Annotated in this window: 1 pseudogene; it reads left to right on the top strand. The window is 40.2% G+C overall.

Annotated features, from left to right (window positions below):
- A pseudogene (locus tag A9G36_RS10150) lies at positions 1 to 1851 on the top strand (hypothetical protein); the annotation flags it as partial.

Below are 1851 nucleotides of genomic sequence, written 5' to 3' on the forward strand. Positions count from 1 at the left end.
ATATGGCATGGTGGTATCCATATTGACAAAAAGGTATTGAAAGAAATCAAAGAGGAAGCGAAGCTGCGTTGTATGGCTGATGGTGAAGTGATAGCTTATCGAGTGAATGATGTTTATCCTAAAATTGTGTATCAGGACAATGTTGAACTAAAACTGCCTTATAAGGAACAACAAAAAGTTGCTTATTTCTCAACAGGGTTTACCTTAGTCAGGCACCTGTTACAAATGCCCAAAATTGCTAATTCAACCGACACACCACCATCAATAACGTTATACAGTTTATATATGCATCAGTTAGATTGGTATGGTTATCAGCAAAAGAAACAGGAAGGGAATGGTAAGGTTGACTATCCTGGTTATTGGCAATCAACTCAATTAGGGAAGGTCAATGAAGTAAAATCGGAAGCCATTACGGGTAGTGTAATACGAGAAAATGGAAGCCAAACAACCGTTGTTGGATTACTACTCAAAGGCAGTAAAGTCCGTTTAGGGGAACGACATCAAAAAATGGCGGGCTGGTATAAAATAGTGTCGATAACAGAAGGTACTTTAGTTACGCCAAACGGATTTCAACAGGAATTGGGCAATATAACGGGCTATGTTTGGCATAAAGATATTGGAGCCACAGCAAAAGATAGACCGACAGGAACAATTGCAGAAGCCAACAAGGATTATGTCATTTGTCTGGAAGATAATGACAAGCTGGGCAAACCCGAAGTAGCCGTAAAAGGCATTGCAGTATATGGTGCGGCAAACAATAAACAGAAATTAACCTATTTACCTAAGACAGCGACGTTTGAATTTGACGGTGAAAATAAGGGGTATGCCAAAATTCGGAAAATCAACAACTGTGATGTGCCAGCGGTTTTGGTGGATAAAAATGGCGATGATGATGCCCCGCATAAGGGCTATGTCAAATTAACCTCGGTGACGTCATCGACTTTCGAGCCAGGAAAGCTAGATAAAATTGTGGTATTAAAAAAGCCGGTACCAATAAAGAAAGGCGATTTTATTGGATATATTGGTCATAATGTTAGTCAATCGGAACGTTTTGACGAGCCCAAAGAGGCTCCGTTATCGACCATGAAGCGAGCATTAGACACTAACTTACCACAGCTAGCACACGTTGAATTATTTACCTGTGATGATTTGCCGGCATTTATCAGTAAAACCCGAGCTTTAGCAGAGCAGTTACCGGAAAGTGAAAAGACCATTTTATTAGTTGAAAAAGAGGCAAGATTAATTCAGGCCGCTAAAGCTGAAGGGACGTTACCGGCAGGATTGGGGATACAGTTTATTGGCAATGCTAGTGATTATTACGTTAAAGTTAAGCCAGAATATACATTAAAGTTATCATCCAATCTTTCAGATAATGCAAGTAATATGGTGATTACAGGGATAAATGGGGTAGTTGAAAATAAGGGGGGTGAAGTTAGCCAGCACCGTTTAACGCAGGCAGATAAAACGGAGTTGATTAACCGTTATCAAGTGAATTATCCGGAATTAACCCTAGCTGATATTCCTGATGAAGTTGAATTAGTGAGTGGTATATCGTCATTGAATGAGAATAATGGCACGGAATTAACCATCCGTTTTGTGGTAGAAAACAGACATTACTGGATAGCCACGAAAGAGGTTTTTCACCTACAAGGAAAAAATGGGCAACTAAATAGCTCGATAAATTATTGGAATCACTTTCCACTATCATTAACCAATTTACCGGCAGCGACAGAGCACAACACGGTGTATTACCCGCGTACTGTTTCACTAAATGAGCAATCGAGTAATACAAGTTTTACAGCAGTTGATGATGCCGCTCCTGATTCGGTGTGGCGATATATACAGGCGGGG

Origin of the sequence: Gilliamella sp. Choc6-1 (genome assembly GCF_001690385.1) — a bacterium.
GTDB classification, from domain to species: Bacteria; Pseudomonadota; Gammaproteobacteria; order Enterobacterales; family Orbaceae; genus Gilliamella; species Gilliamella apicola_A.